General features: G+C 29.8%; 4 protein-coding genes and 1 pseudogene. All 5 read right to left on the bottom strand.

The window, feature by feature from the left end:
* A pseudogene (gene tssD, locus LX95_RS14665) lies at positions 1-324 on the bottom strand (type VI secretion system tube protein TssD); the annotation flags it as partial.
* A 340-nt stretch (positions 325-664) separates the two neighbouring features.
* Entirely contained in the window at positions 665-1606 is a 942-nt protein-coding gene (locus LX95_RS14385) for a hypothetical protein (protein WP_146240807.1), read from the bottom strand.
* Between the two features lie 271 nt (positions 1607-1877).
* A complete protein-coding gene (locus tag LX95_RS14380; protein ID WP_111542154.1) occupies positions 1878-2144 on the bottom strand; it encodes a hypothetical protein in 267 nt (88 codons plus the stop codon).
* A 19-nt stretch (positions 2145-2163) separates the two neighbouring features.
* Entirely contained in the window at positions 2164-2487 is a 324-nt protein-coding gene (locus LX95_RS14375) for an ImmA/IrrE family metallo-endopeptidase (protein WP_170116623.1), read from the bottom strand.
* A gap of 279 nt (positions 2488-2766) precedes the next feature.
* Positions 2767-3093, bottom strand: coding sequence for a cyclodeaminase/cyclohydrolase family protein (locus tag LX95_RS14370; RefSeq protein WP_111542152.1), 327 nt, complete (start codon positions 3091-3093; stop codon positions 2767-2769).
* Positions 3094-3305: the final 212 nt, after the last annotated feature.

Here is a 3305-nt window from a genome sequence, read left to right as displayed (position 1 = left end):
GGCATTAATATCTGATACTTTCCAATGTTTTGCGTGAATTAGCCTACCGTCAAGTTTGAGGATTGCGGGCGATAGTGTTATATAATTTTTCATCGCCTTTTTGCCGTTATGTCGAAAGTGATTTTTATCGAAGGAGCAATGCGTATCGATTAGTTCAAAAGTTCTACTCTTACCATCTATTGCTATTGGTGTCTGGACAATCTTGGCGTTATTGATCATTGTTGGGTGCTTTGCCCAAGCGGTGAAGATTTCGTCCTTTGTGGTTTCTATAACAAGATCAAACATTCCGCCAAAAACCTTGCCGTGTGGTCTGTAGTTGTAGTCGCAGTTCTGGTAGTATCACAATCGGTATTCGAGTACCTCGTACATCTTGTCATCAACATAAAGTTTGGTTTGGACACTCATTCTGGAATTTTTATAAAATTAATAATATTTTTCTTTTAAAGTGTTGGAAAGGCGCTTTTGTTTTTTTTAGCGTTGGCTTTGCGCGTTGAAAAAAAATAAATGTGCCTTTTTGATGGCTGGTATCAGCTCACAGGTAACATGTTTGTATAACCATCAGTTGCGTGTTTTAAGCAAATAAAACCGACTTAGAAAGTCTGCGAGGACTTTCGTAAGTAGGCGAGAACTAGCAATTAATTATACACGTTGTTAGCAACAGGCTTTATTTGTAATTTTTAAATTCAATCAAACCAAAATCTTTTTTTGTTTTCATTTTATGAATCACTTTAATTTCGCCATTTTCATTTACTTGATTACAAGAATAATCATCTTGACCTATTTTATGTAAAAACCATTTATTATTCTCATATTTAAAAGTTGTTACTATAAAACTTTTATCACAAGCTCCAAAAAGTTGTTCAATAGAAAAATAATTGTTCTTTATAGAAATACCAATAAAAGGGTCTCCAACTCCTGCTCCTCCACAATTAGAGCATTCTAAGATATTATGGTTGATGGAAGCGATTTTGAAATTAGGATAATGTTCTAAGGTCTCAAGTAAAACAACGATCCTTGAGTAAGAATTATCCATACCTGTAAGCTCTTTATTTGGGTATTCATTTTGTAGCACTACAATGAAATCATTTATGTTATCATTATTAATATCTCCTTTCTCCCAATGTAGTACAGTATGATTTTTTATTGATTTTGATAAAAAATTAGAAATAATATTTAGAGTATCCTTAGAGGTAGATTTCTTTTTATTAAAATATAGATATTTTTCACAACCTTCTTTTAATTTAGTATAGTAATTCATGGCATTACCATAATTTTGAATTACAAAATTTTCCTCTTTTGAGTCAAATAAAGCTGATATTCCTATTGGAAGAATTTCCTTTTTTTCTTGAATTAAAGAATCAGGAATTTCTTCAAAATATTCAGGACCAAGTTCTCCTTTATTTTCTGACCATTTAATTCCTTTAAAATTTAAATAAATACTTTTATCTTCTTTTATAATGTCTAAACTATCAGATATTTCTCTAATTTCGGATTTAAAAGTATAATAATATTGATTTTTTGTTTTAAATATATGAAAAGATAAGTGGCATTTTTCATTTTCCCATTTCCCTATCAAGTTAATTTTATTGAGAGTAATAAGATTCATCTTACTTTGAGTATTTATTGAATCTTTTTTAATTATAGAATTGCCAGCTGTTTTGTTATTAGGTTTATTTGTATTACAGCTGATTAATATAAAAAAAACAAGTATAACTGTATTAACTTTCATTTTATTATTTTAGCTTGTTGCCAATGTGTTTGTTTATGGTAAGGTAACTAAGTTAGCAAACTTTTACGGACCAGAGAAAATTCCGTAGGAATTTTCGCAAGTAATCAGAAAAAGCAATTAATTATACACGGTGTTGGCAGTAGTATTTTTAAAATTCAATTAAATTTAGTTCTTCAAGTTTAATTGCCATCGCCATAGTTGAAACATTAAATAAGTTAGCAATTGAAACAAAACTTTGATTGTCGAAGCGTTCAGAAGATGCTATTTTTATAGCTAATCCTCTTAAATTTCTACATTCATTTCTTAATTTACTTGGCGAATCCTTAATAAGATTAAAGGATGTTTCTTCATCAATAACAAATTTTTCGGTTGAGAACATTTCATAAAATTCTTTTTTTACCAATTTTGAAGGCATTAAAAAATAAGTTGCAAATTTATCTGCTTGCCGTTCGAAAATTTCGTTTAACGTTTTTAGATATTCCGTTGATTGGTCTGTCTCTATGTAAAACTGATTGTTTATGAAGAAGAGCGTGTCCCAATTCGTGAGCTGCCGTAAAATTTTGAGTGTTTTTGTCAAAATTGTTTGAGATATGCACAATTTTATCTTGTTGATTTATTATTCCAGCAGTTTCAAAACTACCGTTTTCATCATCAATAATCTCTAGCTTTTCAACGGGAACATAATTATATGCCAAGGCTTTTTTTAATGCTAAATTTGGTTTAAGAACTTTAGCAGGATGATTTGAGACTTCGTTCAACCAAATAACGTCTTTATGAGTCCATGATAAATTTTGTAGCCGAGATGCTCCGTTTTCAATGTCTTTATCTGTTAGCTTAGATTTTGATTTAAGATTATTTAGTAATAGGACAACCTCTCTTTAAAAATTAGATATAGCAAAAACTTCATCTTCAAGTAATCTTATCTTAGAGCTTGCAATGTCATTTAGTTTATTAAATTTTGATTTTAAGTCTTTGGTCTCAATGAGAATCTTTGATGTCCAAGAATATTCATCGCTACTAAATGATAATAAATTTAATTAGACTATTGATAAACAACCAGCAATTCCTGCGACAGCACCACTTAACGCTACTTGTGAATCTCCTCTTGCTCCTTGAAATGCATTATCGAAGACATAGTCAGATATTTCTGCAAGTTCAATGCAAAGTTTTGTGATTTCGATAGGAATGTCAATTGATAATTTAAGTTCTGCTAATGCTTTTTTTCCTAGAAGATTACTTTTAATTATATCATTTATATCATCTCGTTCTGTCCTTGCAGTAATAGCCTTGTCAAATTGGACAGCATCTTCTTTAAATAATCGTGTTAATTCTAAAAAAATTCTTTCTCGAATATCCGCATCCATTTTTATTAATGTAGGAAGAGATTTTTTATATTTTTAAATAACAGAGTAGAGTAAGAAAATTGGAAAACATGTTAACCTCGTAAAGTTAGAATTTTTGTTTTGAGGTTTTATAGTAGTTAACGTGTTTCTTTAGTTTGTATTAAATAACTTTATATAGAAAGAGAGGAGAACTATAACGTGTTTTAGATTAGTGATCCCTTACACGTACGAGT

Origin of the sequence: Mesonia algae (genome assembly GCF_003253545.1) — a bacterium.
Classification (GTDB): Bacteria; Bacteroidota; Bacteroidia; order Flavobacteriales; family Flavobacteriaceae; genus Mesonia; species Mesonia algae.
The sequence above is the reverse complement of the archived record's forward strand: the minus strand, read 5'-3'. Positions and strand labels throughout refer to the sequence as shown.

What these genes read in the sequence shown, in the direction of transcription:
- LX95_RS14380 (WP_111542154.1), bottom strand. Translation starts at nt 2,144, where the DNA reads ATGCCTTCAAAATTGGTAAAAAAAGAATTTTATGAAATGTTCTCAACC.
- LX95_RS14385 (WP_146240807.1), bottom strand. Translation starts at nt 1,606, where the DNA reads ATGAATCTTATTACTCTCAATAAAATTAACTTGATAGGGAAATGGGAA.
- LX95_RS14370 (WP_111542152.1), bottom strand. Translation starts at nt 3,093, where the DNA reads ATGGATGCGGATATTCGAGAAAGAATTTTTTTAGAATTAACACGATTA.